Raw genomic sequence first — 4618 nt, forward strand, 5'->3', positions numbered from 1 at the left:
CAGGTAGAGAAACTCGCACCAGGGCGGTACGACGTTGTGATCCTTGGGCAGGGTAAACTTCGGATTGACGGATTTGATTTTCCGCCGGTCCTCGAATTTGACCCCTTTTTCCCCGGTACCTCCCAAATTTCCGATGAACACCGCGAAGAAATTGAATTCCAGATTCGCAACTCGAGATACTATGAGAACAAGGTAGAACCGTTGTATTTCGGCGGTAACGACCAGGTCGTGCGGGTCCTTGTCATGCTCATCCGCGATCTCCCCACCAGCTACGAGGGCGAATTCCCAGGGGCCGCCACAATTCGCCACGAAATCTGGCAGTTCACCTGGGCTTACGGCGGTTGGAAAAAGGAACGTCGCACCCGGGTGATTGACCGCTGCATCCTCCACCGCAATGAACTGCGACAATGGACCTGGTTGTGGGATCCCAAATTGGGCGGGATTGAAGTCGGTAAAGAACCCATCACCCTGGATTATGAATTTCCAGACATCGAAAGGCGACCCCTCAAAGGACTGTATCCTTATTGAAAATCGCAACCGGTGTAGCTTACACGATACTGTTACCGCTTGGGGCATGATTTTGGGGCAACTTGTGTAACCTTTTTGGACGGAATGTGTAGAGTGTGCTGAGAGGCTCTTCGCCGGATATTGACTGGACCGCCAGGGACGCACAAGTTTTTTGACGTTCGCCTTCCGCGGTTGGGAAAAATGGGACCGATCGGTGGGGGATAGGAGACTGAGCCATGCAATGCCGTAACTCCAGATCACTTGTCAAATGGGCAGGTCTCGTCCTCGTGTATTGCACTCTTTACAGCGTGGCACAGGGGCAGGATGTTCCCTACGCGGCGAAAATCTTCCCTCAGGACACGGCAGCTTTTGTAAGCATTCCCAATATCGCCGATGCTAAAACGGCGTTTCTGCAATCTTCAGTAGGACGGATGGCCACTGATCCGCAGTTACGTCCGTTCGTGACGGACGTTTGGGACGCCCTCATTAAGGCGAGCGAGGAGTTCGAAAAAGAAAGCGGTATCTCTCTCAAAGCACTTTTTGCCATTCCCCAAGGAGAAGTGTCGGTGGGCTTTGTATCCTCCTCTTCACAGAGTTGGGTACTGCTAGTCTATCTGGAAGCCGGCGAAAACGCTGAGACCCTTGGCAAGCTCGTTGATTTCGTCTGTCAGCAGGCCACCAAGGAAGGCGGCAAGGTTCGTACAGAGCGGGTGGAGGATGTCATCTTTCGCATTCTGAATCCGGAGCGCGAAGAAAAAGCGGTGATTGGACTGGCGGTGGATGGTCCAAGATTTATCGGGGGGATCGCCTTCTCAGGTGAGACCGACTTGCAGATCATCCGAAACGTAATACGCCGGGCTAAAGGATCCGCTGCGGAATCAGCAACTCTGGCGGAACAGAAAAAGTTCCAGCAGTTTCTAAGCAATATTCGTTATGCCAAACAGGGCCAGATCCATGGCCTGGTTTTCGCGGATCCTCTCCAAATTCTCGAAGGCTTTAAGACGATGAATCCCTCCGCAGCCGTAACGCTGGCAATCCTGCCGGTTCTCGGATTGGACGGCTTGAACTCCGTCGGAGCGGCCATGAGTTTGGACGTGGCAGGTTGGGATTCCATCCGGGAGATCCACATTTTTCTGGACAATCCTCGCCGCGGCGTCCTGAATATCCCGGCCTTCAAAAAAGGAGACGGAACTCCGGAGTTTTTCATCCCCGAGTCCGTCGTGCGGTACATCACAATTTACATGGATCTGCCCGTTACTGTGGAGCGGATCGCCCAGATTTACGACGGCTTCCGTGGTGAGGGAGCTTTCCAGCGACAGGTTCTCGATGAGATGAATCGAAGATTGCAGCTCGACGTGGTTCGGGATGTACTGCCGGCCACAACTGGGCGAGTAACCCTGGCACAGTGGATCGAGCGTCCAATCCGCCTTAACAGTGCCGCTGGCGTTTTTGTGATGGAAATGAAGGATGAGCAGATCGCGACCAAATTCGTCGAGGCGGTTGTTCAGTCCAACCCACAAACACTTGAAAAAAAGGATTTCGGACAACGAACTTACTACGTTTCGACCCGACAACGTCCCGAATGGTTTCCTGAAAACATGCGACTCCCCGTCCCCTGTTTCGCAGCGATTGATCAATACGTCGTCCAGACGGACAGCCCGGCGTTCATGGAACAGATACTCATGACCGCGGACGCCCCCGAAAAGTCTCTCGCTGAGTCCCTGGAATACAAGCTGGTGCGGGGTCGGATTAAAGCGCTGGCCGGTACCGACAATCCCTCCCTGTTCATATTCAGTCGGCCGGATAGCGTGCTCGAGATGTGGTATGAGGCTTTTCTGTCGAAGAATTCCTTTATGCTCCAGGCCATTGAACGCGACGCACCCAAAGATTCAGTCGGGATGGCCATCGTCCAGGCAATCAAGGACGGGAAGCTGCCCCCCGTGGATGTGCTCAAGCGATACTTCGCTCCCCAGGGAGGATTGCTCATCGATGACGCGACCGGCCTGCATCTCGTGTTCTTTGGCCTGCGCAAGAAGCTCCCCTGAGACTGCCGAGGTATTATTCGGTCGGCCGCGCCGTTCCAGGTAGAGCGCAAGCACTGCCAGATCCGCGGGCGTGATGCCGCTGATCCGGCCCGCCTGGGCAAAGTCGCGAGGTCTGATTTTGGAGAATTTCTCCCGGGCCTCTGCCCGTAAATGCGGCACGGAAAAGTAGTCAATATCATCCGGGATTCGCTTCTCTGCCAATCGACGTTGCTGCTCGATGGCCGCCTCTTCCCTCGCGAGATACCCGGCATATTTGATGTCAATGACGACCTGTTCCACGACGTCGCGAGGAAACTCTGAAAGGGAAGGCGCTATCGACACAATGTCTTCCCAGGAAACCTCCGGCCTGGTGAGAAGCCGCGAAAGTGGAACCCCACCCTGTCGCGTGGCTTCCAGGACAGCCCGAAGCCGTTCCATCGCCTCGACCTTCCGCACAAATCGGTTCCAGCGTTCATCATCGACCAGTCCCAGCTCACGCCCCAGGGGTGTCAATCGGCGGTCGGCGTTGTCGTGACGCAGCCGCAACCGATATTCAGCCCGACTGGTGAACATACGATACGGCTCATCCACCCCCCGGGTGACCAGATCATCGATCATGACTCCGATGTAGGCTTGGTCTCTTCTCAGGATGAGGGGATCCTTTCCCCGCAGCTTCAGCACGGCGTTGATCCCCGCGATCAAACCCTGTCCGGCGGCTTCTTCATAGCCCGTGGTCCCGTTGACCTGGCCGGCCAGGAAAAGCCCCTCCACACGCTTCGTTTCCAGTGACAAATGGAGTTGATCCGGCGGGAGATAATCGTATTCGATCGCGTAGCCGTAGCGGATGATCTCCGCCTTTTCGAGCCCCACGATTTCGCGGAGCATGGCCTCCTGCACATCGCGTGGAAGACTCGTGGACAGGCCGTTCACGTAAATTTCCAGCGTGTTACGCCCTTCCGGTTCCAGGAAAAGTTGATGCCGCGGCCGGTCGGGAAACCGCACGATTTTGATTTCCACCGACGGACAATAGCGTGGTCCCGTGGATTGAATTTGCCCAGTGAACATCGGCGCCCGGTGCAGATTCTGCCGGATGATTTCATGAACCCTTTCATTCGTGTAGGTAATCCAGCAGGGCAATTGCGGCTGTGTGATTTCGCTTGTCATAAAAGAAAAGGGCACAGGATGGTCGTCACCCTGCTGGATCTCGAGGCGGGAATAGTCGATGGTCCGGCCGTTGAGCCGAGGTGGCGTTCCCGTTTTAAACCGCGAAACAACGAATCCAAGCTCTCGGAGCGACCGGCTCAGCCCGACGACAGCTTCCTCCCCTGCCCGACCGCCGACCATAGTCTTGTCACCAAAATGGAGCAGGCCCTGCATGAATGTCCCGGCGCAAACGACGACACACGGTGCCCGATAAACGGCTCCCCCACGCACGAGCACGCCAGTAATGCGGGTCTTCCCCGCTGCTTGTTCAACCAGCAACTCTTCGACCGTTTCTTGCCGAAGCGATAGATTTTCCTGTGATTCGCAGATACGTTTTACTTCCTGGTGGTACGCGAGTTTATCGGCCTGAGCGCGGGGACCGTGCATCGCCGGTCCCTTCCTGCGGTTGAGGAGTCGAAACTGGATCGCCGTATGGTCGATCGCAATCCCCATAGCCCCGCCCAGGGCATCAATTTCACGAACGATCTGCCCTTTGGCCACGCCCCCAATGGCGGGGTTGCAACTCATCTTGGCGATCGTGTCGAGATTACTTGTCAGCAGAGCGGTTTTTGCGCCCATGCGGGCAGCCGCCAGTGCCGCCTCCACCCCCGCATGCCCGGCTCCGATGACAATGACGTCAAATTCGTATGCGCTGATGTTCATGGTCTGTTGTGGTTTGGCTCGCTTTCCGATGGAAAATCCTTGCGACGGGTCGTGATCGCCAGACAGTCATACATGACACGCCCATTCTGATAAACCATTTTACTCCTGCGAATAATCCGCCAACCCCCATTTTGGAAGTAACCATCCGTCTCGATCCGCTCGGCCAGGCCGGTCACGGTCTCGAGATAGCGAGCCAAACCCGCAAGTTGCGTGAGAACGAT

The 4618-nt window shown here is 55.8% G+C and carries 3 protein-coding genes and 1 pseudogene; 2 read left to right on the forward strand and 2 right to left on the reverse strand.

Annotated elements, in window-relative coordinates; genetic code table 11:
• Both H5U08_RS10630 and H5U08_RS19860 read left to right on the forward strand, forming a co-directional pair.
• The coding region (locus H5U08_RS10630) for a hypothetical protein (protein WP_297032837.1) at positions 1-528 on the forward strand (528 nt) is incomplete at its 5' end.
• A gap of 215 nt (positions 529-743) precedes the next feature.
• Positions 744-2552, forward strand: a complete 1809-nt coding sequence (locus H5U08_RS19860; RefSeq protein ID WP_366494411.1) for a hypothetical protein — start codon at positions 744-746, stop codon at positions 2550-2552.
• 36 nt (positions 2553-2588) lie between these two features.
• Here the strand turns inward: H5U08_RS19860 and mnmG are convergent.
• Together mnmG and H5U08_RS10640 are read right to left on the reverse strand one after the other, a co-directional pair.
• Positions 2589-4397, reverse strand: a pseudogene (gene mnmG, locus H5U08_RS10635) (tRNA uridine-5-carboxymethylaminomethyl(34) synthesis enzyme MnmG); the annotation flags it as partial.
• Positions 4394-4618 (reverse strand): hypothetical protein (locus tag H5U08_RS10640; protein ID WP_297032839.1); only part of this gene is annotated, 225 nt, incomplete at its 5' end. The gene H5U08_RS10640 and the pseudogene mnmG, both read right to left, overlap by 4 nt.

This window comes from Thermogutta sp. (genome assembly GCF_014359955.1).
Lineage (GTDB): Bacteria > Planctomycetota > Planctomycetia > Pirellulales > Thermoguttaceae > Thermogutta.

What these genes read in the sequence shown, in the direction of transcription:
- H5U08_RS19860 (WP_366494411.1), top strand. Translation starts at nt 744, where the DNA reads ATGCAATGCCGTAACTCCAGATCACTTGTCAAATGGGCAGGTCTCGTC.